Origin of the sequence: Thermomonospora curvata DSM 43183 (genome assembly GCF_000024385.1) — a bacterium.
GTDB classification, from domain to species: domain Bacteria; phylum Actinomycetota; class Actinomycetes; order Streptosporangiales; family Streptosporangiaceae; genus Thermomonospora; species Thermomonospora curvata.
Window position 1 is genome coordinate 880,264 of record NC_013510.1, and the last position, 23,892, is coordinate 904,155.

The window sequence follows — 23,892 nt, forward strand, 5'->3', positions numbered from 1 at the left end:
TCGGGCCGCTAGCATGAGGCCCCGCCCGAACCCGGACGACCGGGGATCAGCGACCACAGAGGGGAACGATCCGCGCGGCCGCGCGCCCGCGGGCTTCTCGCTCAGGAGGGCTCCCATGGACGACGGTTCAGCCCCAAGACCCGGCAACGACGACCTGGTGGACGACGTGGCGTTCCCGGCCGGCCTGCTGTCGGAACGCGACCGCAAAATCTTGGCCTTCGAACGGCAGTGGTGGCGGTACGCCGGCGCCAAGGAGCAGGCCATCCGCGAAGAGCTCGGCATCTCGGCCACCCGCTACTACCAGCTGCTCAACATCCTGATCGACCGTCCCGAGGCGCTGGAGCACGACCCCATGCTGGTCAAGCGCCTGCGCCGGATGCGCGCCCAGCGGCAGCGGCAGCGCGCCGCACGCCGGCTGGGCATCCGAACCTGACCTGTCCGACACTGGAGGAGTGAGCGCACCTTCACTCAACGCCCTGACGGACGCCGGCAACGACGGCCTGGCCGCATTGCGCAAAGCGCCCGGCGATGCCGTCCTGGGCCTGGATTTCGACGGAACGCTGGCGCCCATCGTCGAGGACCCCGCGCAGGCCCGCGCCCATCCCGGCGCGGCCGCCGCGCTGAGCCGCCTGGCCCCCCTGGTGGGCGCGATCGTGATCATCACCGGCCGGCCCGCCGCCGTCGCGGTCGACTACGGCGGGCTGGCCGACCTGCACGGCGTGGTGGTGCTGGGCCAGTACGGGCTGGAGCGCTGGGAGGACGGAAAGCTGACCACGCCCGAGCCGCCGCCGGGGGTGGCGCAGGTGCGCGCCGAGCTTCCCCGGCTGCTGGCCGAGGCGGGCGCGCCCGAGGGCACCCACGTGGAGGACAAGGGCCATGCGCTGGCCGTGCACACCCGCCGCTGTGCCGAGCCGCAGGCCGCCCTCGACCGGTTGCGCGACCCGCTGCACGCGCTGGCCGAGCGTACCGGGCTGCGGGTGGAGCCGGGCCGGTTCGTGCTCGAGCTGCGCCCGCCCGGCGTGGACAAGGGCGTGGCGTTGCGCAACTTCCTGGACGAACGCGCCCGGCCGGGCTTTCCCTCCGCCGTCCTGTACGCCGGGGACGACCTGGGGGACCTGGCGGCCTACGCGGCGGTGGAGGAGCTGCGCGCCCGCGGCGTGCCCGGCGTCAAGATCTGCAGCGGCTCCACCGAGGTCACCGCGCTGGCCGAGCGCGCCGACCTGGTCGTGGACGGGCCCGCCGGCGTGGTGGACCTGCTCGGCAGGCTGGCCGCCGCGCTGGCGTGAGCGGGGGAACCGACCGAAAGAAACGCGAGAACATCTCATCTTGTGTGCCCGGCTGAAGGGCGTCCCCATCGCTGTTTTGTTCCGGCCGCCTATTTCATCTCTGGCAAATTGCGACAAACTAGGGCGGATTACGAAAGGGCACCGGAGCGGAGAGCGATCATGCGTGAGGCAGCACCGCTGAGGCCGGAGGACCCCGAGTTTCTGGGGGGATTCCGCCTGACCGGACGCCGGGAAGCCGACGAGCGGGGCGTCTCCTACCTCGGCGAGGGACCCTCCGGCGAACCGGTGGTGGTCCGCACGCTCTCCGCCGATCTCCTCGGCGGGCGCCCGGGCGGCGCCACGGCCACCCGGGCGCCGGCCGTGGCGCGGCAGGCCGCGGCGCTTCGGCAGATTCCGGCCGCGCGGCGGGTCGACTCCCCCTGGACGGCCCGGGTCCTGGCCGCCGACCTGGAAGCCGAGCCCCCCTACGTGGTCAGCGAGCACGTCGCCGGGCCGACCCTGCGGCAGGTGGTCGAGCGCCACGGCCCGCGCACCGGCTCCTCCCTGCACCGCCTGGCGAACGGGACGATCCAGGGCCTGGCCGCCGTGCACCGCGCCGGGCTGGTGCACGGCGCCTTCGGCCCGGACCTGGTCGTGCTCGGCCAGGACGGCCCGCGCCTGGTGGACTTCGCCCTCGGCGCGGTGGCGGGCGGCCGGGAGAGGGGGCCGGCCTTCCAGGCCCCCGAACGGCTCGGCGGCGCGGAGGCGACCTTCGCCTCGGACGTGTTCGCCTGGGCGGCCACCATGGTCTTCGCCGCCGGCGGGCGTCCCCCCTTCGGCCCGGACGACGATCCGGCCACGGCGACCCGCGTCCTGCACCACCAGCCCGACTTGCGGGCGCTCCCGGAATATCTGCAGAAGATCGTCCTGCGCTGTCTGGCCAAGGACCCGCGGCGACGGCCGTCCGCGGCGGAAGTGGCCGCCTGGCTGCAGCACCCCGGCCGGGACGCACCGGCCGACGCGGCGCCGCCTGCGGAGAACCCTGCCGGCACCCCCGAGCCGCACCGGAGGGACAGCGGCCCCATGCCCGCGGTGGCCCCGGCGCCCTCCGCCAAACCCCGGACGCCCAAGTACTCCACGGTCTCGAGACGCTCCCCCGCTCCCGCCGCCGGCGGGCCGGAGGGACCCGGGCGGCCCGCTGCTCCGCCGGCCGCTCCCGGCCGTCCGCACACGGACCCGGTGACGCCCCCGCAGCCCGCCCACCGGACGAACCCCGCGGGTTCTTCCGGGACCGATCATGCGGCGTCCGCGGCCCCGGCGATGCCCGACCGCCCGGCGGGGCCCGAGGAGCCCGCCTCCGCTGACCGTGCGGGAGGTCCCGTGGGGTATGCCTCTCAGGCGGACCCTGCGGGCCCGGCGCCCGGCCATGCGGCGGGGGCCGGGGAGCCCGCGTCCGCTGACCGTGCGGGAGGTCCCGTGGGGTATGCCTCTCAGGCGGACCCTGCGGGTTCGGCGCCCGGCCATGCGGCGGGGGCCGGGGAGCCCGCGTCCGCTGACCGCGTGACCGATCCCGCCGGATATGCCCCGCGGGCGAACGCCGCGGGCGCGGCAGAACCCGCTTCCCGAACCGCGGGATCGGCACCGGGCCCCCGGCTGTCGGTTCCTGAAGATCGGCTGGTGGCCTCCGCCGCCACCAGCGGCGGCGCGAGGATGCGGGTGCACGAGACCAGCGGGATCCAGGTCACGATCCGGGGGCGGGCCTCCGGGCGGCGGGACGCACCGCGGCGGACGGGCCGGCGCAACGGCCTGCTGGCCGGGCTGGTGGCCGTCGTCGTGCTGGCCGGCGGGGCGCTCGTGGCCTGGAAGAGCGGGCTGGTGGGCGGCTCGGCGGAGGCGCCGACGCAGGCCCAGGCGGCTCCGCACACCGGCCCGCCCGTGGAGATCTCCACCATCGACGGGCAGCGCTACCGGCTGGCGGCGATCGGCAGCGGCGTGAGCCCGGGGGCCGCCCCGACCGGGGGACCGTCAAAGGACGAGGAGGGGGCGGCGTACGTCTACGCCGAGTACCTGATCAGCAACCTGATGAACAAGCCGGTGCCGCTCGACCTGTACGCCGTGGACCTGTTCATCAAGCGCGACCTGCTGCCGGAGCGGTCGCGCGGGCTGTGCATGTGGCACAACGGCGTGCCCGAGGACATGTGCACTCCTCCGGCCAAGCCCCATGTGATGTTCCGGCTGGCGGGCGGCGCCCCGGTGAGCGGTGCGCAGGGGGGCCAGTACATGCCGCCCGGCGCCTCCTATGTGGTCAGGGTGACCTTGGACGTGCCGCTGCGGCGGGACCCGGGAGCCGGGGAGCTGGGGCTTTATGTCTGGAAGCAGATGTACATGACCAGCGCCCTCGCCCAGGAGGTGCCGTTTCCCCGCTGACGCCGCCCGCCGCGGGGGCGCTCATTCGGCCGCGGGGTCGTCGGCGAGGATGCCGTAGAGCTTGCGGCGGGTGTCGGCGATGAGCTCCAGCGCCCGGCTCCGCTGCTCGGTGCTGCCGGCGGCCATCACCTGCTGCAGGGCGTTCAGGAGCCGGCCGACCTCCTCACGGGTGTGCAGCACGCCCTCGTCGGGCTGCTCGGCGAACTCCCGCCAGGGCGCGTCGCCGTGCCGGGCGGCCTCCCGCCGGCCGGTGTCGGTCAGTGAGAACAGCCGCTTGCCGCCCTCCTCCCGGCTGGTGACCAGGCCCTCGTCCTCCAGCATCTGCAGGTTGGGGTAGACCGAGCCGGGGCTGGGCCGCCAGGCCCCCGAGGTCCGGTTCTCCAGCTCCTGGATCATCTCGTAGCCGTGCATGGGGCGCTCGGCCAGCAGCGCCAGCAGCGCGGCCCGGACGTTGCCGCGTTTCATGCGGCGGCCGTGCCGGCGGCCGTGGGGGCCGCCCCAAAGATCGGGACCCGGCGGGCCGAACGGCGCTCCCCAGGGGCCGAAGGCGCCCCGGCGCAGGCGGATCCGCGCCTCCTCGGGGGTCATGCCGGCGAACATGCGGTGCATCGTGTTCTCCTCTCCACACATGTCCGTACTGTCGCGATGTATTGACGATATATCGCTTACGAGTCACGAGGCAACCGTTCGCGGCCGGGAAGGGTTCGGGCCCCGAATACGCCGCCGCGGCCGTCCGGCGGAACGTGCGGACGGCCGCGGCGCGGTCGGCGAGCCGCTTTAAGGAGCGGCCAGCCTGAGGCTGTTGAGGATGTCGTTGGTGACCTTGCGGTCGTCGATCTCCTTCACCCGGATCCAGACCCCGAACTTGCCCGTCCGGTCGACCAGGCCGACCTCGGTGATGGACGGGGTGCCGGTGCTGCAGCCGGTGTAGCGGATGATCGTCCCGCTGAGGCTCTGGTCGGGGGTGGTGTACCTCTCCGGCTGCCCCTTGGTGCACTGGTCGTGCTCGGAGACCCCGGGCGGCGGCAGCCTGCCCTCGCCGACGTCGGTGGTCAGCCCGATGAAGACGCCGGGAGTCTTGGCGGTGCTGTCCAGGAACTGCTGGAAGCTCCCCGAGGTGGCGCGCAGCACCGGCCTGCTTTGGGTGTCGCCCGACAGGCCCACCGACGAGGGCTGCCAGGTCGTCGGCTCGGCCAGCTTGGGCCAGGCCTTGGGCACGAAGGCGCGGATCTTGCCGGAGGCGTCGCTGACCGCCACGAAGTCCTTCGGCGGCGTGGGGGAGGGGGCGGGCTTGGCGCCGCCGCCGGAGCCGATGGCGTTCAGCAGCAGCCCGCCGACGATCACGATGACCACCAGCCCGGCGCCGATCGACAGCGCGAGCAGCTGCCTGCGCCGCTTTTGCTCCGCCTCGCCCGCCGACGGGCGGGGGGCGGCCGTCGAACCGCCCGGACCGCCGGGACCCCAGGGCCCGCCGGGGCCGGGAGGCGGAGCCGGGGGAGGACCTTGGAACCCGCCCGGAGCGCCGCCTCCCTGCGGAGGCGGCGGCAGCACCGCCGTGGCGCCGTCGTCGCCGGGACGGCCCGGCCCGCCGGAGGTTCGGGCGGGCCCGAAGGGAACCTCGGGCGTTCCACCGTGCGGGCGGGCGGGGAACTGCTCGCGGGACATCGCCACCGTGCGCTCTTGGCCGATGTCTCCGGCGGGCGGACGAGCCTGCCCGGCCGCGTCGAACAGGCCCGGGTTGTCCACCACCGTCTGCTCCAGGCCGGACGGCATGGGCCTTTCGCCCGGGGAACCCGCGGCGTCTTCGCCGCCGGCCGGCTCCGGCCGCGCCTGCGCAGGCTCCGCGAAGGGCACATCCGGCGCGGTGGCCGGTTCCGGCCGCGCCCGTCCGCCCTCGGCGGGCGGTGCGGCGGCCTCAGACCCGGCGGGCGCCGCCTCCGCCGGTGGACGCCCTCCGCCCGTGGACTCGGCCTCCACCGAGGACCGCAGCGCCACCAGCGCCTGCGCGAACGCCTCCGCCGTGGGCCATCTCTTCTCCCGGTCGACTTCCATAGCGCGCAGGATCACACGGTCGAACTCCGGGGTAAGCTCCGCGCGCAGCTCGCTAGGCCGAGTTTTTACCGGCGCCGGACCCGGCGCTTTGCCGGTCAGCATGTGGTAGGTGAGCGCGCCCAGCCCGTACACATCGGCCCGCACGTCCAGCCCGCCGCCGAAACGGGCCTGCTCAGGAGACATGTAACCGGGCGTTCCCACCGGCAGCGTGAACGCCCCGGAGGCGTGCGCGATGGCCTTGGCCAGCCCCAGATCGGCGATCAGCAGCTTCTCCCCGCCGTCCGGAGTGGACTGAAACAGCACGTTGGACGGCTTGAGGTCGCGGTGGATCACTCCCAGCTGGTTGATGACCTGCACCCCGCGGGCGATCTCCTCGGCGAACGCCAGGGCCGTGGGGACCGGCAGCAGCCCACCGCGCATGCGATCGGCCAGCGTGCCGCGGTCGGCGTACGACATCACGAAATAGGGGCGGCCGTCCGGCAGCTCCCCGATGTCGTGCACCCTGACCAGCCGTTCGGAGTCGGCCCTGCGCAGGATGCGGGCCTCCTCCAGGAAACGGTTGCGCACGTCCAGATCGTCCAGCAGGCTTCCGGACAGTACCTTGATCGCTACAGGGACGGCCAGCGCGTCGTCGTGCCCCAGCCACACTGAGGCGAACGCCCCGGACCCCAGGACGCGATCGATTCGGTAACGGCCGACTGAAGACGGTATGGACACCCACGTATCATGCCCAACAAACGGGGGACACGGGGACACAGGCCGGAGGCAAAGAAATGGTCCGCATCGGGGAAGGCGCCGCAGGCGGCGGCCCGGGACCCGACCGGCACGAAGACAGAGGCGGCCATGGCTTTTGACGAACGGACCGAGGAACTGGCCGCTCAGGCAGCCCGTGGCGACCAGAACGCACTCAACGAACTGCTGCGCAGGATCGAACCGGAGGTGCTGCGGCAAAGCGCCCGGTTCCTGCCCTGTCGCCAGGACGCCGAGGAGGCCTGCCAGGACGCGCTGCTGCAGGTGGCGCGCAACATCCACCGTTTCGAGGGGCGCTCGAAGTTCAGCACCTGGCTGCATGTGGTGGTGGCCAACTCGGCGCGTTCCACCTACCGCTCGCTCAAGCGCCGTTCCCTGGAACAGGCCGGCGAGCTGCCGCAGCAGCGTCCCGACCCGCGCCGCACCAGCGTCATCGCCGGCTCCCGGGTGGACATCCTGGACGCGATGGAGGAGCTGGAGGCCCGCAAGCCCGACCTGATCCAGGCGCTGGTGCTGCGGGACATCTCCCAGCTGGAGTACTCCGAGATCGCCGAGCAGCTCGGCCTGCCCCTGGGCACCGTGAAATCCCGCATCCACGAGGCCCGCAAGCAGGTCCGCCAGACCCTCGGGGAGTCCTACACCTGACCGCGCGGCACCCGCGGCGGGCGCCTCGCCCCCGGGTCAAGACTCGGTAATGGGTCGGCCATCGTGACAGCAGGCCAGCGGCGGCTCATGCCCAAGCTGGCGCAGCATGAAGCGCATGGCTTCGCAATCTGATCGGCCCATCTTCGTCATCGGATGCCCACGGTCGGGGACGACTCTGCTGCAGCTGATGCTGCACTCCCACGAGCGGATCGCCATCCCGGCCGAGACCCGGTTCCTGCTGCAGGCCTACGCCTCCCGGCACCGCTTCGGGGACCTGCACGTGCCGGACAATCGCCGCGCGTTGGCGGAGTGGATCGTCAGGCGCCGGGAGACCAAGTTCCACGACCTGGGCCTGGACCCCGATGAGGTCATCGAGGAGATCGTCGCCGGCCCCCCGACCCTGGGCTCGGCGCTGGGCATCGTGTTCCGCGCCTACGCCCGCCGCTTCGGCAAGCCCCGCTGGGGCGACAAGCGGCCCAGCTACTTCAAGCACGTGGACGTGCTGCGCCGCATGTGGCCGGACGCCCAGTTCATCCACCTGATCCGCGACGGCCGGGACTGCGTGGCCTCCCTCAAGGAGATGCCCTGGTACAACCTCGGCTCCTACCACGCCATCTGCGCCTGGCGGGAGGCGATCGACTACGGCCGCCGCTACGCCCGCAAGCTCGGCCCCGACACCTACTACGAGCTGCAGTACGAGCACCTGGTCGCCGACCCCGCCGGCGAGCTGGCCAAGCTGTGCAAGTTCCTCGGCGAGGACTTCGACCCCCGCATGACCCGCCCCCAGGAGATCGCCAAGCTGACCGTGCCGCCCAACAAAAGGTGGCATGAACGCACCCAGAGCGACATCACCACCGGCCGGGTCGGCTCCTGGGCGCACCGCCTGGAGCCCTGGGAGATCGCCCTGGCCGAAAAGGCCCTGGGCTCGCGGCTGCGCGCCTACGGCTATGAGGTGAGCGGCAGTGAACGCCCGTCCATGACCCACATGCTGCGCCTGGCCCGCGTGGCCGTCCGCCGCAAGACCACCCAGCGCCGGCGCGCCCTGCGCGACCGCCTGGCGCGCCGCAACGAGCCCGGCCCGGTCGAATGCCGCCTCAACCGCTCCGGCGACAGCGAACGCGCCACCGCCTGAGCGGCGGCTACAGGGCGGCCAGCTGGTCGGCGAACCAGCGCTGGGGCGGCAGCGCCGTCGCCGCGGCGGCCAGGCGGCGGCAGCGCTCGGCGCGCTCGCGCGGCGACATCAGCAGCGCCCGGTGCAGCGTCTCGGCGGTCTGCGACACATCGAACGGGTTGATCAGCAGCGCGTCCTCGCCCAGATCGGCGGCGGCGCCGGCCTCCCGCGACAGCACCAGCGCGCAGCCGTTGCGCGACAGCACCGGGCCTTCCTTGGCCACCAGGTTCATGCCGTCCCGGATCGGGTTGACCAAAAGCACATCGGCCATCCGGTAGGCCGCCAGCGACCGCGGATAGTCGTCGTTGACCTGCAGGATCAGCGGCTGCCAGGTGGGGGTGGCGAACTCCTCCACGATCTGGTCGGCCAGCTTTCGCACCTGCTCGGTGTAGCGCCGGTACTCCGGCAGGTCGTGCCGCGACGGGTAGGCGAAGGCCAGGTGCACCACCCGCCCCCGCCACTCCGGATGGTTGGTCAGCAGCTCGCGGTAGGCCGCCAGGCCCCGCACGATGTTCTTCGACAGCTCGGTGCGGTCGATCCGCACGATCAGCTGCCGGTCGCCCACCTGCTCCCGCAGCGCCTGCTCGCGGGCCCGCACGTCCTCCCGGCGGGCGCGCTCGATCAGCTCGGCGCCGTCCACTCCCAGGCCGTGCACGCCGATCCGGGTCAGGTGCCCCCGGTAGGAGACGGTGCGGGCGGCCCGGTCGACCTTGGCGTGCAGCAGCGCCTCGCAGCAGTCCAGGAACGCCGCCGCCCAGCGCTCGGCCAGGAAACCGGCGTGGTCGGCGCCCAGGATGCCCTCCAGCACCTGCACGCCGATGTCGTCGGGCAGCATCCGGTAGTACTCCGGCGGCGCCCAGGGCGTGTGCGAGAAGTGGGCGATCTTCAGGTCGGGACGGCGCTCGCGCAGCATCCGGGGCGCCAGCGCCAGGTGGTAGTCCTGGATGGCGGTCTTGGCCCCGTGCGCGGCGTCCCGGGCGAGCGCGTCGGCGAACGCCGCGTTGTAGGCCTCATACGACTGCCAGTCGCGCCGGGCGCGGGCGTCGAAGTGCGGCGCGTTGGGGGTGTCGTAGAGCATGTGGTGGACGAACCACAGCGTGGAGTTGGCCACTCCGTTGTAGGCGCGCTGGAAGGTGGCCGCCGGGATGCCGAGCATCCGCACGCTGGCCCCGCCGGTGTCGTGCCCGGCCTTGTCGAGCCGTCCGTCGGGGGCCTGCCGGGCCGCCAGCCGGTCGGCGTCCGACAGGGCGGCGCACACCCAGACGATCTCCGGTCCGCCTTCTCCGTGGGGGCCGCTCTTGGCGGCCACCGCGGCCAGTCCGGAGACCAGGCCGCCACCGCCGCGGCGCATCGTCAGCGCGCCGTCCTCAGACAGCGAAAAGGACACCGGGCCCCGGTTCGAGGCCACCAGGACCTGACCGTCGGTGACCCCGCCCTGTGAGTCGTTCATGTTCGGCAGTTTGACATGTCTGCGTAAAACCTCTTCTGTACGGCCCCTGTATGTCCTGCTTCCGGCGGGGCTCACAACGGGGGACGTGGCGAGTGTCACACCGGGGCCATAAGGCCGCCCGGTTCGGGCGTTAATGATCATCAAGAGGGCTTTTCGGGCGGTGTGTGCGCGGCCGGTGCGGTGTTTTCGAACCGTCCCGACTCATCTCTGCGTCCCGGTGGGAACATCTCACTAACTGAGACGCTGGTGTCTCAGATGTGGGCAAATCGGGTAAAGTCCCGCACGGAACTCCACTGAACCTTCGGGGAACGAGAGGAATCTCGGGATTCCGGTAGGGTGGCAGTCACGCTGCGTGTCCACTCAGTGGAGACATAACTGAATACGCAACTGAAGAACGCTCATCCAGAGGGGTGGAGGGACCGGCCCTGTGAAGCCCCGGCAACCCTCCCGGTGCTGACGCTCTCGCGACCTGCGAGGCCGGCCGGGACAGGGTGCCAATTCCGGCCCGCGACCAAGGTGGCGCGGGACAGATGAGGAGAAAGGCCTCGCTCCATGGCACTTGATGCTGCCGATCTCGGACCTGCCACGTCCTTGACCTGCCGCGAGTGCGGACAATCCTACGAACTCGGTCCCCGCTACGCCTGCGAGCAGTGTTTCGGCCCGCTGGAGATCGCCTACGACTTCGCCGGCGTCACCCGGGAGTCCATCGAATCCGGCCCGCGCAACATCTGGCGCTACCGCGGCCTGCTGCCCGTCCCGGCGAACGTGGAGAGCACCCCCAACACCGAGCCCGGCTTCACCCGCCTGGTGCGCGCCGACCACCTGGCCGAGTCGCTGGGCATGCAGAAGCTGTGGGTCAAGGACGACAGCGGCAACCCCACCCACTCCTTCAAGGACCGGGTGGTGGCGGTCGCCCTGGCCGCCGCCCGTGAACTGGGCTTCAAGGTGCTGGCCTGCCCGTCCACCGGCAACCTGGCCAACGCGGTGGCCGCCGCCGCGGCCCGCGCCGGCATCCGCAGCGCCGTGTTCGTGCCCGCCGACCTGGAGCAGCAGAAGATCATCACCACCGCGGTCTACGGCGGCACCTTCGTCACCGTCCGCGGCAACTACGACGACGTCAACCGCCTGGCCTCGGAGATCGCCGGCGAGCAGGAGGACTGGGCGTTCGTCAACGTCAACGTCCGCCCCTACTACGCCGAGGGCTCCAAGACGCTGGGGTATGAGATCGCCGAGCAGCTCGGCTGGCGGCTGCCGGACCAGATCGTGATCCCGGTGGCCTCCGGCTCCCAGCTCACCAAGATCGACAAGGCCTTCCAGGAGTTCATCAAGCTGGGCCTGGTGGAGGACAAGCCGTACAAGGTCTTCGGCGCCCAGGCCACCGGCTGCTCCCCGGTCGCCGCCGCCTTCAAGGCCGGCCACGACGTGGTCCGCCCGGTCAAGCCCGACACCATCGCCAAGTCGCTGGCCATCGGCAACCCCGCCGACGGCCCGTACGTCCTGGACGTGGTGCGCCGCACCGGCGGCGCGGTCGAGGACGTCTCCGACCCCGAGGTCGTCGAAGGCATCCGGCTGCTGGCCGCCACCGAGGGGATCTTCGCCGAGACCGCCGGCGGCGTCACCGTGGCCTGCCTGCGCAAACTCATCGCCTCCGGGGCGCTGGACCCCGAGGCCGAGACCGTCATCATCAACTCCGGCGACGGGCTGAAGACCCTGGACGCCGTGGCGCCGGTGGCCCGCCCGTCCGCCGAGATCGCCCCCACCCTGGAGGACTTCCGCGCCTCCGGCCTGGCCTGAGCCCTCCCCGGTCCGGTCACCGCAGTCCCGAACTTTCGAGTGGAAAGACGCCCATGAGCACGGTTTCCGTACGCATTCCGACGATCCTGCGCACCTACACCGGCGGCGAGGCCGAGGTCAAGGCCACCGGCGCCACCCTGCGGGAGGTCATCGCCGACCTCGACGCCAACTACAGCGGAATCGCCGCCCGCGTCCTGGACGACAACGGCAAGATCCGCCGTTTCGTCAACGTCTATGTCGGCGACGAGGACGTCCGATTCGCCGACGGCCTGGACACCGCCACCCCCGACGGCACCCTGGTCTCCATCATCCCGGCCGTCGCCGGAGGCTGACCCGGCATCATGCGGGATGCCCGCTCGGGCATCCCGCTCTTTTGTTTCTCCCCACCCCTCTTGACCGACTTTTCGGTTCTTATCGGACGGGGCGGGCGCTACGGCCGATCAGGGGATGTTCGGGATTGTTCCGGCGGGATTTTCGTTTCCCCGTCCGCCGCCCCTGCGACTGCGTAATATTCCCGGTGACCATAACCGGCCGTCCCACAGCCTCCCACAACCGGTGTCACGTCGATAGGGTCGCTCCCGAATCATCACCCCGGTTCCGCGGTGACAGGGGCGGGACCGGAGAAAGACCCCCGCGTCCCGCAGCGGCCGCGGGCGCGGCGACAGGGTTGGCATGGCGCAAGGCACCGTCAAGTGGTTCAACGCCGAAAAGGGCTACGGCTTCATCGCGGTCGACGGCGGCAGGGACGTCTTCGTCCACTACTCCGCGATCCTCATGGACGGCTACCGCACCCTTGAGCAGGGTCAACGCGTCGAATTCGAGATCGCCCACAGCGAGCGCGGCCCGCAGGCCGAATCGGTCCGCACTCTGTGAGCGCGGGCATCGCCCGGCCGCCGGCCGCCTCCCTCCTCGGCTTCCCTTCGTGACCCAAGGCCCGTCCAGACGATGCGGACGGACGGGCCGCGAGCCGGCCGAGGCATCGACGCCGGTCTCCCGCCGGATGCTCCGGGCGGCTGCGTTCAACACGCCGGCTTCACAGACCCAGACGGGGACGTCGCAGCCGGCGGCGGACACCCCGGTCTCCCGTCCCCGGCACCTTGGACCATGCGCCTGAAAAAGACCGGTGATTGAAAGGCCGCGAGCGGGGCAGAACTTCGCAGCACGGACTTCGGCTCGCAGGCGCCCTCTCGACGATCATGGACGAGAGCCCGCGACGCGCCGCCCGCCCCGGCGGCCCGGCGCTCGGCCAGGTCCGGGATCGGCGATGTTTTCGCAGGTCAGAGCGGGTGCCGACGGGCTGGTGAACACTTCGTCGGAGGCGGGTCCATCGCTTGCACTCGGCAGGGTAGAGTGCTAAAAAACGGTTGGCACTCTACTGTGGAGAGTGACAATCCCACAGTCTAGGGGTCGGGGCGATGAGGCCTCACTCCGGCGGCTGAAGGGGTGCCGTCGGGTGGGTCGTCCGTCGCGGGCGTCGGCTCGATCCGTGATAGCCACCTCGTTCCGGGAGGACTGGAGCCTATGGCTGCAAAGATGATCGCGTTCGACGAGGAGGCCCGCCGGGGTCTTGAGCGCGGGATGAACCAGCTTGCCGACGCGGTCAAGGTGACGCTGGGTCCCAAGGGCCGCAACGTGGTGCTGGAGAAGAAGTGGGGCGCTCCCACGATCACCAACGACGGCGTGTCGATCGCCAAGGAGATCGAGCTGGAGGACCCCTGGGAGAAGATCGGCGCCGAGCTGGTCAAGGAGGTCGCCAAGAAGACCGACGATGTGGCCGGTGACGGCACCACCACGGCCACCGTGCTGGCGCAGGCGCTGGTGCGTGAGGGTCTGCGGAACGTGGCCGCCGGGGCGAACCCGATGGCGCTCAAGCGCGGTATCGAGGCGGCGGTGGAGCGGGTCAGCGAGGAGCTGTCCAAGCTGGCCAAGGATGTGGAGACCAAGGAGCAGATCGCTTCGACCGCCTCGATCTCGGCCGGTGACACCCGGATCGGGGAGATCATCGCCGAGGCGATGGACAAGGTGACCAAGGACGGTGTGATCACCGTTGAGGAGAGCAACACCTTCGGTCTGGAGCTGGAGCTGACCGAGGGTATGCGCTTCGACAAGGGCTACATCTCGCCCTACTTCGTCACCGACCCCGAGCGGATGGAGGCCGTCCTCGACGACCCCTACATCCTGATCGTCCAGGGCAAGGTCTCGGCCAACAAGGACCTGCTGCCGGTCCTGGAGGCCGTGATGCAGGCCGGCAAGCCGCTGCTGATCATCGCCGAGGACGTCGAGGGCGAGGCCCTGGCCACCCTGGTGGTCAACAAGATCCGCGGCATCTTCAAGTCCATCGCGGTCAAGGCCCCCGGCTTCGGTGACCGCCGCAAGGCCATGCTGGGCGACATCGCCACCCTGACCGGCGGCCAGGTCATCTCCGAGGAGATCGGCCTGAAGGTGGAGAACACCACCCTCGACATGCTGGGCAAGGCCCGCAAGGTCGTGGTGACCAAGGACGAGACCACCATCGTGGACGGCGCCGGTGACGCCGCCGAGATCGAGGGCCGGATCAACCAGATCCGCACCGAGATCGAGAACACCGACTCCGACTACGACCGGGAGAAGCTGCAGGAGCGGCTGGCCAAGCTGCGCGGTGGCGTGGCGGTGATCCGGGCCGGTGCGGCCACCGAGGTGGAGCTGAAGGAGCGCAAGCACCGCATCGAGGACGCCGTCCGCAACGCCCAGGCCGCCGTGGAGGAGGGCATCGTCCCCGGCGGTGGCGTGGCCCTGCTGCAGGCCAGCGCCAAGGCCTTCGACAAGCTGGAGCTGACCGGCGACGAGGCCACCGGTGCGGCGATCGTCAAGCGCGCTCTGGAGGAGCCGATCAAGCAGATCGCCGTGAACGCCGGCCTGGAGGGCGGCGTGGTGGTCGAGAAGGTCCGCAACCTGCCTCCGGGCCAGGGTCTGGACGCGGCCACCGGCGAGTACGTGGACATGTTCGAAAAGGGCATCATCGACCCGGCCAAGGTGACCCGCTCGGCCCTGCAGAACGCCGCCTCCATCGCGGCGCTGTTCCTGACCACCGAGGCGGTCATCGCCGAGAAGCCGGAGAAGGAGAAGGCCCCGGCCGCGCCGGGCGGCGGCGACATGGACTTCTGATCCCGCCCATCGCATAGCACGGCGACACACGAGGGCGGCCCCGGACTCCCGGGGCCGCCCTTCGCCGTCCGGGCCCGGCCGGCGAGTCCACGGGCGGGCACACAAGACGGCGAGAATTGGCCATACTGCGGAATGTGACGGAACTGTTCAACCTCCCCTCGCTGCGGGTGGAACAGCCACGCAAAGTGATCGCCACCCGCAACCAGTACGACTACTTCGACCCTCAGGGCACCAAGGTCGCCTCGGCGCTGGAGACCAGCGAACGGACCAAGCTCACGGCCGTGCGGGCCGCCCTGCCCGGCAGCGTCCTGGCCGGCGCCCGGACGCTGCTGCTGCGCGACGCCGCCGAAAAACCCCTGCTCATCATCGAGAAACACGCCTCCAACCGCTACACCCGCATCCGCCGCCCCAACCTGGACGCCCAAGGCGACGCCATGTTCGAAGGCGAGGTGGTCGGCACCATCCAGGCCGCCCGGACCACCCGCCACTACACCCTCACCGACGCCGAAGAGAAGACGATCGGCAAGGCCACCGGGGACCTGGGGCTGAAGAAGTTCGCCGTGACCGACGCCGACGACCGGCACGTCGCCCAGGTCGACAAGAAGTGGGCCGGGCTGCGGGCGGAGCTGTTCACCCACGCCGACCGCTACACGATCGACTTCGTGGCCAACCGGATCGACGAGAGGCTGCGCCCCCTCATCCTCACCCTCCCGGTCGTCCTCGACCTCACCCTGCACGAAAGCAAAGACATCCTCTAAGAAGCCGCCGGCCGTGGGCGCGGCCGGCAGCCCACGCCGCGCACGGTCTCGACGCGGGGAGGCGCCCAGCTTGCGCCGCGGGCAATGGATGCAGACGTCCACGATGCCGGAGACGGGGCCGAAGTCGAAGCCCCGCACGTGACTGAGCGGCTGCTCACGGGTCAGCACCTGGTCGGGATGCCGGCAGAACATCTCGGCCAGGGCGAACTCCCGGGCGGTCGGATCGGCCGTGCGTGCGGCCACCCGGGCCCGCGGATCCGAACTCAGATCCCGCCGGTTCGAGCATCGTCCTCCTGCCCGGGGGTGCCCCGGCCGCTCTCCGCATCCGGCCCAAAGGAAGCAGCGCCCTCGGCAGTCCGCCCGTTCGTTCCCTCTGGCCAGGGACCAGGCGGCAGAACCAAGGTCCCCTCCGGCCAGCCGCCTCCGTACGCCGGCCGCGACGGCAGGGTCCAGGACGAACCGTGCGCCGTCTTCCAACACGTTGTCCACATAGGCCGTCCCGCCGTGCGCCTTGGCGATGGACGCCACGATGACCAGCCCCGGTCCGCGCTTGTCTCGCTTCCTCCCGCACCGGCAGGGCCGCAGACGTCGCTTCAGGACCCGCACCCGCACGTATCTGGACAGTGAGGGGTGCATGCCGGAGCAGAAACTTTCCGGTGCCCGGGGAGTCACCGACAAGCGGCGCATACGCTACGACGCCGCTCATCGGGCGGGACTCACCGACGAGGCCATGCGCTTCCTGGAGGACGGCCTGCCCACCGCGTACCGGATGAACTCACCGGACGTCCTGGTCCCCACGGCGACCACCGGCTGTTTGCGCGCCACGTTCGTGCCAACCCCGACGCCGAGCCGGGTGATCTTCGACGCCGGCCTCGCCTGCGTCCGCAAGAGGCGGTCGGTGGCCGCGGACCCCGCCGGGTATCGGTGGAGTCGAAGACCGGGCACGCCGACGCCCCGGTGGACCGGCTGTTGCCGCAGCCTCGGGGTTCATCCGGTGAGTATCGGCAAGTACCGCCTGGCCGTGGCTGTCCTCTATCCCCGCGGGCCAATCCCCGGCGCCCGGTGCTGCGCCGCTATTTCGGCGGCCAGGACCGGGGAGGCCCTTGGGACCGCATGCCCTCCGAACGCGTGCGCTGAGCGGCTGTGCGACGCGGTGTTCTCGGACGAAGCGGAAACGGCGGCCGGAGCGGGGAATCCTCATCCACGGTGGCGGGAGCACCGAAATTCTGGCCCAGGTTTCGTCGATTCTTTGCCGCCCCTACGGGATTTCCCGACGAGGAAACCTCGATGGTTCCTTGCGATATTTCATTTTCGCAGGCTGCAGGGGGCATTGCAGGCAATGATGAGGTCGTGCTCCGGGCCGGGACGGTGAGATTTTCCGAGAACGTGGCCAAGGAGCCGGGACAGGAGCCCTGCTGGTGTCCGGTGCTGCAACGTCCCAGGTCACAGCGTCGTCCCTGAGTGGGAAATCCTTACTCTCGACCTGCGGGGAGGGCATGTTGGAAAAGGTTCGGCAGTGAGGTACCCACGCTTGGGTTCCGGGGAGCAGAGGCTGGAGGGGGATGTGGCCTCCCCCGCCGGATCGGGCCGCGCCACCGGATTTGCAACAGAAAGATCTTCAGAACCTTTCCCGAAGCGTCTGCCGGCGGTACGTTCCTCATGTGCGGGCCATGCCGGGAGACATCGACGGGTGGTGGGTCTCGCCCGCCGTCCCGATGATCGCTGACTGCGCTCTCGCCGCGCTGTGGGCCTTCACCGCCGTCGGCGGCTGGGGAGAGAAGGCGTTCTGTGAGATCTCCGGCCGTCTCGACCCGAGCTGCACCGACGGGTTCGCCACCGCCGTGCTGGCCTCCCTGCTCGTGGCCGTCCCGGCGGCCCTCGCCGTCCTGCTGGCCTGGGCGCTGCCCGCGGTGCGGCGCCGTCCCGGGCGGCTGGTCGGGACGCTGACCTTCGCCGCCGCCCTGTGGGCGCTCGCCGAGGGGGTCGTCTTCGTCGGCGGAACCCTGGCTCAGCCGTAGCGGGCCGGCCGGTTCCCGCAAGACCCGTCGCAGATGGTCTCAGTCGGGATGTTTACGCAGGTGGTGCCCTGGGAAGGAGGAGGAGTCCACAGCCCGCAGGGGGAACGAAGGGCAACGGGGGACTCCCGGGCCGCGTGTGTCGGTTTGACGTAAGGCGGCCAGGGGCATAACGTTCTCTTCGCCCCACGGGGAGCGGGACGCCGAGCAGGCGGCCGGCCCAGGGGAACCACCAGCGGACTGACAGGGCATGGCTCGCCGTGCCCGGGCAGCGATGGTGGGTCGGAGAGGCCGGGTCCTTGGATCCAAGCCGATCCGATGTGCGACCACCGCCTTGAAGAGCGTGTCTTCGGGCATGCCCGGAAAGGCGAATCAGAAAAGTCGGCGAATTTGACTCGCCGGACGGATCTGATAACCTGAAATTGGTCGCCCCGGGAAAAGGGGTTCGCAAGAATCCCGAGCCTGGTGGGTGTCCGTTTCTTGAGAACTCAACAGTGTGTCAAAAGCCAGTGCCTTGTGTCAGCCTCTGCCTGGTGTGGGTGGGGGTTGTGGTTCCTCGTCAGAGGATGATGTTGTTGGGATCGTTTGATCTCGTCTGAAGGTTTGGCTCACCTGGTGTGTTTGTGCCGGGTGGGTGTGTGGCCTTTGGTGGAGAGTTTGATCCTGGCTCAGGACGAACGCTGGCGGCGTGCTTAACACATGCAAGTCGAGCGGAAAGGCCCCTTCGGGGGTACTCGAGCGGCGAACGGGTGAGTAACACGTGAGTAACCTGCCCTCGACTCTGGGATAAGCCTGGGAAACTGGGTCTAATACCGGATATTCACCTTCTGTCGCATGGTGGGGGGTGGAAAGTTCCCTCTTTTTGGGGGTTCGGTCGGGGATGGGCTCGCGGCCTATCAGCTTGTTGGTGGGGTGACGGCCTACCAAGGCGACGACGGGTAGCCGGCCTGAGAGGGCGACCGGCCACACTGGGACTGAGACACGGCCCAGACTCCTACGGGAGGCAGCAGTGGGGAATCTTGCGCAATGGGCGAAAGCCTGACGCAGCGACGCCGCGTGGGGGATGAAGGCCTTCGGGTTGTAAACCCCTTTCAGCACCGACGAAGTTTGGACGGTAGGTGCAGAAGAAGCGCCGGCTAACTACGTGCCAGCAGCCGCGGTAATACGTAGGGCGCGAGCGTTGTCCGGAATTATTGGGCGTAAAGAGCTCGTAGGCGGCTTGTCGCGTCTGTCGTGAAAGCCCACGGCTTAACCGTGGGTTTGCGGTGGATACGGGCAGGCTAGAGGCAGGTAGGGGAGCATGGAATTCCCGGTGTAGCGGTGAAATGCGCAGATATCGGGAGGAACACCGGTGGCGAAGGCGGTGCTCTGGGCCTGTTCTGACGCTGAGGAGCGAAAGCGTGGGGAGCGAACAGGATTAGATACCCTGGTAGTCCACGCCGTAAACGTTGGGCGCTAGGTGTGGGGTTCTTCCACGGATTCCGCGCCGTAGCTAACGCATTAAGCGCCCCGCCTGGGGAGTACGGCCGCAAGGCTAAAACTCAAAGGAATTGACGGGGGCCCGCACAAGCGGCGGAGCATGTTGCTTAATTCGACGCAACGCGAAGAACCTTACCAAGGCTTGACATCACCCGAAAACCTGCAGAGATGCAGGGTCCCTTCGGGGGCGGGTGACAGGTGGTGCATGGCTGTCGTCAGCTCGTGTCGTGAGATGTTGGGTTAAGTCCCGCAACGAGCGCAACCCTCGTTCCATGTTGCCAGCGGGTTATGCCGGGGACTCATGGAAGACCGCCGGGGTCAACTCGGAGGAAGGTGGGGACGACGTCAAGTCATCATGCCCCTTATGTCTTGGGCTGCAAACATGCTACAATGGCCGGTACAGAGGGCTGCGATACCGTGAGGTGGAGCGAATCCCTAAAAGCCGGTCTCAGTTCGGATCGAAGTCTGCAACTCGACTTCGTGAAGTCGGAGTCGCTAGTAATCGCAGATCAGCAACGCTGCGGTGAATACGTTCCCGGGCCTTGTACACACCGCCCGTCACGTCACGAAAGTCGGCAACACCCGAAGCCCGTGGCCTAACCCGTAAGGGGGGGAGCGGTCGAAGGTGGGGCTGGCGATTGGGACGAAGTCGTAACAAGGTAGCCGTACCGGAAGGTGCGGCTGGATCACCTCCTTTCTAAGGAGCACTTGTCCAACCTGCCGGCACTTGTGTGGTGTTGGTGTGGTTCAGGGTTTCGGTCTACGGGGCCGTGGGTGCCTCGGACCGGTGCTCGCAAATCGTGGAACACTGGCTAGTCAACCTGCCTGGGTTGCTGCCCGGTCAGTACTACCCGCATCCGACGGTGTCGGATGGCTCCTCTTGACTGAGGGGTCGGAGCCTTGCTTCTCCCTGTGCGGGGGGTGGGGTTCGGGGTGTGGAACCTCCGGTGTCGGGGGCTTGGGTGGGTTGGGCACACTGTTGGGTCCTGAGGAAACGGGCCTCTTTGGGGGTTGGTTTTCTCGGACTGTTCGGGGCCACGTGCCTGGCGCTCTGCCTGGTGGTGGGGTGTGTGGGTGTGGTTGTCCGGTTGTTTTTTGTGAACTGCATAGTGGACGCGAGCATCTGTTGATTGCCCGACCACCTGTTTCCTCCCTTTTTTGTGGAGGGGTTGGTGTTGGTAAGTTGGTAAGGGCATACGGTGGATGCCTTGGCACCAGGAGCCGATGAAGGACGTGGGAGCCTGCGATATGCCTCGGGGAGCCGGCAACCAGGCTGTGATCCGGGGATTTCCGAATGGGGTAACCTGGCACCTGTCATGGGGTGTCGCCGCCGTCTGAATGTATAGGGCGGTTGGTGGGAACGCGGGGAAGTGAAACATCTCAGTACCCGCTGGAAGAGAAAACAAATTGTGATTCCGTGAGTAGTGGTGAGCGAAAGCGGAGGAGCCTAAACCGTGCGCGTGTGATACCCGGCGGGGGTTGCGTGTGCGGGGTTGTGGGAGCGCCCAGCTGGGTCCGCCGGCCTGGCGGGGAGTGAGAAACCGTGTGTGTAGCCGAACGATCTGGGATGGTCGACCGTAGACGGTGAGAGTCCGGTAGGCGAAACGCATGCGGCTCCCGGGCGTTGTCCCGAGTAGCACGGGGCCCGTGGAATCCCGTGTGAATCTGCCACGACCACGTGGTAAGGCTAAATACTTCCTGGTGACCGATAGCGGACTAGTACCGTGAGGGAATGGTGAAAAGTGCCCCGGTGAGGGGTGGTGAAAGAGTACCTGAAACCGTATGCCTACAAGCCGTCAGAGCCGTTGGCCCTGCCTTTGGTGGGGTTGGTGATGGCGTGCCTTTTGAAGAATGAGCCTGCGAGTCATGGTGTGTGGCGAGGTTAACCCGTGTGGGGTAGCCGTAGCGAAAGCGAGTCTGAAGAGGGCGTTTGAGTCGCATGCTGTGGACCCGAAGCGGGGTGATCTAGCCATGGGCAGGGTGAAGCGCCGGTAAGACGGTGTGGAGGCCCGAACCCACCAGGGTTGAAAACCTGGGGGATGACCTGTGGCTAGGGGTGAAAGGCCAATCAAACTCCGTGATAGCTGGTTCTCCCCGAAATGCATTTAGGTGCAGCGTCGCGTGGTGCTTGCCGGAGGTAGAGCTACTGGATGGCCTAGGGGCCTTACCGGGTTACCGAAGTCAGCCAAACTCCGAATGCCGGTAAGTTGAGCGCGGCAGTGAGACTGCGGGGGATAAGCTTCGTGGTCGAGAGGGAAACAGCCCAGATCATCGGCTAAGGCCCCGAAGCGTGTGCTAAGTGGTAAAGGATGTGGAGTTGCCGTGACAACCAGGAGGTTGGCTTAGAAGCAGCCATCCTTGAAAGAGTGCGTAATAGCTCACTGGTCAAGTGATTCCGCGCCGACAATGTAGCGGGGCTCAAGCACACCGCCGAAGCCGTGGCATCTCGTGTTCTCCTTGGGAGGGCGCGGGGTGGGTAGGGGAGCGTCCTGTAGCCGGTGAAGCCGCCGAGGGATCGAGTGGTGGAGGCTGCGGGAGTGAGAATGCAGGCATGAGTAGCGAGTCACACGTGAGAATCGTGTGCGCCGGATGACTAAGGGTTCCTGGGGCAGGCTGTTCCGCCCAGGGTAAGTCGGGACCTAAGGCGAGGCCGTGAGGCGTAGTCGATGGGCAACGGGTTGATATTCCCGTACCCGCTGGTATGCGCCCATATCGAACCTCCGGATGCTAACCACCCGAACCGCCCCTGCGACCTTCGGGTCGTGGGTGTTTGCGGGGAGGCTGGGACCCGACGGGGTAGTAGGTAAGCGATGGGGTGACGCAGGAGGGTAGCTCAGCCCAGGCGGTGGTTGTCCTGGGGTAAGCATGTGGCCCGCGCGGTAGGCAAATCCGCCGCGCATTGAGGGTGAGGTGCGATGCCGAGCCGTTTTAGGCGAAGTGAGTGATCCCATGCTGCCGAGAAAAGCCTCTAGCGAGCATGCCGGCGGCCCGTACCCTAAACCGACTCAGGTGGTCAGGTAGAGAATACCGAGGCGTTCGGGTGAACTGTGGTTAAGGAACTCGGCAAATTGCCCCCGTAACTTTGGGAGAAGGGGGGCCCTGTCTGGTGAACCCACGTGCTGGGGGAGCTGGGTGGGGTCGCAGTGGCCAGGGGGAAGCGACTGTTTACTAAAAACACAGGTCCGTGCGAAGTCGTAAGACGCTGTATACGGACTGACGCCTGCCCGGTGCCGGAACGTTAAGAGGACCGCTTAACCCCTTCGGGGGTGAAGGTGAGAATCTAAGCGCCGGTAAACGGCGGTGGTAACTATAACCATCCTAAGGTAGCGAAATTCCTTGTCGGGTAAGTTCCGACCTGCACGAATGGCGTAACGACTTCCCCGCTGTCTCAACCACAGGCCCGGCGAAATTGCAGTACGAGTAAAGATGCTCGTTTCGCGCAGCAGGACGGAAAGACCCCGGGACCTTCACTACAGCTTGGTATTGGCGTTTGAGGTGGCTTGTGTAGGATAGGTGGGAGACTGTGAAGCCTGGACGCTAGTTCGGGTGGAGTCGTTGGTGAAATACCACTCTGGTCATTTCGAGCGTCTAACCCGCGCCCGTGGATCCGGGTGGGGGACAGTGCCTGGTGGGTAGTTTAACTGGGGCGGTTGCCTCCTAAAGGGTAACGGAGGCGCCCAAAGGTTCCCTCAGCCTGGTTGGTCATCAGGTGGTGAGTGCAAGGGCACAAGGGAGCTTGACTGTGAGACGGACGTGTCGAGCAGGTGCGAAAGCAGGGCCTAGTGATCCGGCATCTCCGTGTGGAAGGGGTGTCGCTCAACGGCTAAAAGGTACCCCGGGGATAACAGGCTGATCTTCCCCAAGAGTCCATATCGACGGGATGGTTTGGCACCTCGATGTCGGCTCGTCGCATCCTGGGGCTGGAGTAGGTCCCAAGGGTTGGGCTGTTCGCCCATTAAAGCGGCACGCGAGCTGGGTTTAGAACGTCGCGAGACAGTTCGGTCCCTATCCGCTGCGCGCGTAGGAGACTTGATGGGGGGCTGTCCCTAGTACGAGAGGACCGGGACGGACGAACCTCTGGTGTGCCAGTTGTCCCGCCAGGGGCATGGCTGGTTGGCTACGTTCGGGAGGGATAACCGCTGAAAGCATCTAAGCGGGAAGCCTGCCCCGAGATGAGGTCTCCCTCCCCGCCCTTCGGGGTGGGGGTAAGGCTCCCAGGAGATGACTGGGTTGATAGGCCGGGCATGGAAGCCCTGTGAGGGGTGGAGTGGACCGGTACTAATAAGCCGAGTGGCTTGCCTACACCGTTGGGTGGTTGGGCAGTCAACAGGTGTTCGTGTCCCTGTGTGGTTCACAGGAAACAACCCCGCACCCGCAAGGGGTGGGTGTGGTCCTGGTTGATAAGTGAACAGCGTGAGCGAGTGTTCCCACTGTTCCCGCCCTGTTTTGTAGTGTGGGGTGGGGGGAGCGTCCATGATGGGTTTCCTCACCGGCCCGCCGGTGGGTCTGGCCCCTTCCCCGGGGAGTGGGGAGGGTGTGGTCGGCCTCTTGGGGGGTTGGGGTGGGGGTTGGGCGTTCCGGTGGTTATGGCGGAGGGGAAACACCCGGTCCCATTCCGAACCCGGTAGTTAAGCCCTCCAGCGCCGATGGTACTGCATGGGAGACTGTGTGGGAGAGTAGGTCACCGCCGGAACACACACGTCGAAAAAGGGCCTGTCCCCCTTTTTGGAGGGTGAAAACCCTCGAGGGGGGCGGGTCCTTTTTTTGTTTTTCGTGGGAGGGGGTCTGGTCCTATGGGTGGTGGGGCGGGGTCTCCTCTTTTTTGTTGTTGTCGTGTTTGCGGGTTGGTTTTTCTTGCTGGTTTCGGTGGGGTTTCCCCTTCCGGGGTTTGTTTCGGCACGGGCCCGGGCGCTCGATGATCGTCTGCTCCTCCAAGCCACGG

The 23,892-nt window shown here is 68.4% G+C and carries 15 protein-coding genes, 3 rRNA genes, 1 pseudogene and 1 riboswitch; of the genes and pseudogenes, 15 read left to right on the top strand and 4 right to left on the bottom strand.

Annotated features, from left to right (window positions below; genetic code table 11):
- Nucleotides 1-115: 115 nt before the first annotated feature.
- The 3 genes from TCUR_RS03880 (at nucleotide 116) to TCUR_RS24640 (ending at nucleotide 3,692) form a co-directional block, all read left to right on the top strand.
- A complete protein-coding gene (locus TCUR_RS03880) occupies nucleotides 116-433 on the top strand; it encodes a DUF3263 domain-containing protein (protein WP_012851168.1) in 318 nt (105 codons plus the stop codon).
- 19 nt (nucleotides 434-452) lie between these two features.
- A complete protein-coding gene (gene otsB / locus TCUR_RS03885; RefSeq protein ID WP_012851169.1) occupies nucleotides 453-1,286 on the top strand; it encodes a trehalose-phosphatase in 834 nt (277 codons plus the stop codon).
- 159 nt (nucleotides 1,287-1,445) lie between these two features.
- Nucleotides 1,446-3,692 (top strand): serine/threonine protein kinase, encoded by a 2,247-nt coding sequence (locus TCUR_RS24640; RefSeq protein ID WP_012851170.1) that lies wholly within the window; start codon nucleotides 1,446-1,448, stop codon nucleotides 3,690-3,692.
- Nucleotides 3,693-3,713: 21 nt separating this feature from the next.
- Here the strand turns inward: TCUR_RS24640 and TCUR_RS03895 are convergent, their stop codons facing one another.
- Together TCUR_RS03895 and TCUR_RS28275 are read right to left on the bottom strand one after the other, a co-directional pair.
- Complete coding sequence (locus TCUR_RS03895) at nucleotides 3,714-4,301, bottom strand: PadR family transcriptional regulator (protein WP_012851171.1); 588 nt, start codon at nucleotides 4,299-4,301, stop codon at nucleotides 3,714-3,716.
- 168 nt (nucleotides 4,302-4,469) lie between these two features.
- Nucleotides 4,470-6,461: a serine/threonine-protein kinase gene (locus TCUR_RS28275; RefSeq protein WP_012851172.1), complete on the bottom strand. Its 1,992-nt coding sequence runs from the start codon at nucleotides 6,459-6,461 to the stop codon at nucleotides 4,470-4,472.
- A 126-nt stretch (nucleotides 6,462-6,587) separates the two neighbouring features.
- On the opposite strand from TCUR_RS28275, the gene TCUR_RS03905 reads away from it, so the two are divergent.
- The gene (locus TCUR_RS03905) at nucleotides 6,588-7,139 is read left to right on the top strand and encodes an RNA polymerase sigma factor (RefSeq protein ID WP_012851173.1); all 552 of its coding nucleotides are present in this window, start codon (nucleotides 6,588-6,590) and stop codon (nucleotides 7,137-7,139) included.
- A gap of 115 nt (nucleotides 7,140-7,254) precedes the next feature.
- Nucleotides 7,255-8,271 (top strand): sulfotransferase family protein, encoded by a 1,017-nt coding sequence (locus TCUR_RS03910; RefSeq protein WP_041439296.1) that lies wholly within the window; start codon nucleotides 7,255-7,257, stop codon nucleotides 8,269-8,271.
- A gap of 7 nt (nucleotides 8,272-8,278) precedes the next feature.
- On the opposite strand, the gene TCUR_RS03915 is transcribed toward TCUR_RS03910, so the two are convergent.
- Complete coding sequence (locus TCUR_RS03915) at nucleotides 8,279-9,760, bottom strand: alpha,alpha-trehalose-phosphate synthase (UDP-forming) (RefSeq protein ID WP_012851175.1); 1,482 nt, start codon at nucleotides 9,758-9,760, stop codon at nucleotides 8,279-8,281.
- A 395-nt stretch (nucleotides 9,761-10,155) separates the two neighbouring features.
- Nucleotides 10,156-10,297: riboswitch (SAM riboswitch) on the top strand.
- 15 nt (nucleotides 10,298-10,312) lie between these two features.
- Here TCUR_RS03915 and thrC point away from each other — a divergent pair.
- The 5 genes from thrC (at nucleotide 10,313) to TCUR_RS03940 (ending at nucleotide 15,456) form a co-directional block, all read left to right on the top strand.
- On the top strand, nucleotides 10,313-11,554 hold the full coding sequence (thrC, locus tag TCUR_RS03920; protein ID WP_012851176.1) for a threonine synthase: 1,242 nt from the start codon (nucleotides 10,313-10,315) through the stop codon (nucleotides 11,552-11,554).
- A 53-nt stretch (nucleotides 11,555-11,607) separates the two neighbouring features.
- Complete coding sequence (locus TCUR_RS03925; protein WP_012851177.1) at nucleotides 11,608-11,886, top strand: MoaD/ThiS family protein; 279 nt, start codon at nucleotides 11,608-11,610, stop codon at nucleotides 11,884-11,886.
- 340 nt (nucleotides 11,887-12,226) lie between these two features.
- Complete coding sequence (locus tag TCUR_RS03930; RefSeq protein ID WP_012851178.1) at nucleotides 12,227-12,427, top strand: cold-shock protein; 201 nt, start codon at nucleotides 12,227-12,229, stop codon at nucleotides 12,425-12,427.
- Between the two features lie 648 nt (nucleotides 12,428-13,075).
- Nucleotides 13,076-14,698 (top strand): chaperonin GroEL, encoded by a 1,623-nt coding sequence (gene groL / locus TCUR_RS03935; protein WP_012851179.1) that lies wholly within the window; start codon nucleotides 13,076-13,078, stop codon nucleotides 14,696-14,698.
- Between the two features lie 134 nt (nucleotides 14,699-14,832).
- The gene (locus TCUR_RS03940) at nucleotides 14,833-15,456 is read left to right on the top strand and encodes an LURP-one-related family protein (RefSeq protein WP_041439297.1); all 624 of its coding nucleotides are present in this window, start codon (nucleotides 14,833-14,835) and stop codon (nucleotides 15,454-15,456) included.
- Between the two features lie 60 nt (nucleotides 15,457-15,516).
- Here TCUR_RS03940 and TCUR_RS28565 read toward each other — a convergent pair.
- Nucleotides 15,517-16,092 (bottom strand): annotated as a pseudogene (locus TCUR_RS28565) (winged helix-turn-helix domain-containing protein); the annotation flags it as partial.
- Between TCUR_RS28565 and TCUR_RS28570 the strand changes: the two are divergent.
- From TCUR_RS28570 to rrf, 5 genes are all read left to right on the top strand, one after another.
- Nucleotides 15,986-16,828: a VTC domain-containing protein gene (locus TCUR_RS28570; RefSeq protein ID WP_012851181.1), complete on the top strand. Its 843-nt coding sequence runs from the start codon at nucleotides 15,986-15,988 to the stop codon at nucleotides 16,826-16,828. The pseudogene TCUR_RS28565 and the gene TCUR_RS28570 sit on opposite strands and share 107 nt — an antisense overlap.
- 298 nt (nucleotides 16,829-17,126) lie before the next feature.
- Complete coding sequence (locus TCUR_RS03950; protein WP_041439299.1) at nucleotides 17,127-17,474, top strand: hypothetical protein; 348 nt, start codon at nucleotides 17,127-17,129, stop codon at nucleotides 17,472-17,474.
- Between the two features lie 642 nt (nucleotides 17,475-18,116).
- Nucleotides 18,117-19,647: ribosomal RNA gene (locus TCUR_RS03955) — 16S ribosomal RNA — on the top strand.
- A 479-nt stretch (nucleotides 19,648-20,126) separates the two neighbouring features.
- Nucleotides 20,127-23,253: ribosomal RNA gene (locus TCUR_RS03960) — 23S ribosomal RNA — on the top strand.
- 273 nt (nucleotides 23,254-23,526) lie between these two features.
- A 5S ribosomal RNA gene (gene rrf / locus TCUR_RS03965) occupies nucleotides 23,527-23,643 on the top strand.
- Together the 16S, 23S and 5S rRNA genes form the textbook arrangement of a ribosomal RNA operon.
- Nucleotides 23,644-23,892 lie beyond the last annotated feature (249 nt).